The 444-nt window shown below is 71.8% G+C and carries 1 protein-coding gene; it reads left to right on the top strand.

What is annotated here, in order from left to right:
- On the top strand, positions 1 to 444 hold a 444-nt coding region (locus tag AC2JF9_RS09330; protein ID WP_500727214.1), incomplete at both ends, for an EamA family transporter.

Raw genomic sequence — 444 nt, 5'->3', positions numbered from 1 at the left:
GATCGAGATCGCCTGGCTGCGCTGGGTCGGCTTCCTGGCCATCATGGCGCCCGTGATCCTGCGGTCGCGCGGACGGGTGCTTCGATCCCGAGCGCCGGTCGTCCAGGTGGCGCGGACGCTGGGCCTTCTCGGCTCCGCTCTCTTCTTCATCGCCGGCCTCGCCTATCTCCCGCTCGCCAGCGCCTCAACGATCGCCTTCGCAGCGCCTCTCATGGTGACGGCGTTGTCGATCCCGCTGCTCGGGGAGAGGGTCGGGCTCCGGCGCTGGGCCGCGGTGGCGGCGGGGCTCGTCGGGGTCCTCGTCGTCATCCGCCCGGGCAGCGGCACCTTCGGGACGGCCGCGCTCCTTCCGCTGCTCTCGGCGGCGGCATGGGCGGTGGGAATGGTCTTCACCCGCAAGCTCGGAGGGATCGACCCCGGGTCGACGACCATGGCCTATTCGGC

It is taken from the genome of Lactobacillus sp. C449L (genome assembly GCF_059900815.1).
Note: the sequence above shows the minus strand (reverse complement) of the source record. Positions and strands in the feature narration are given on the sequence as shown.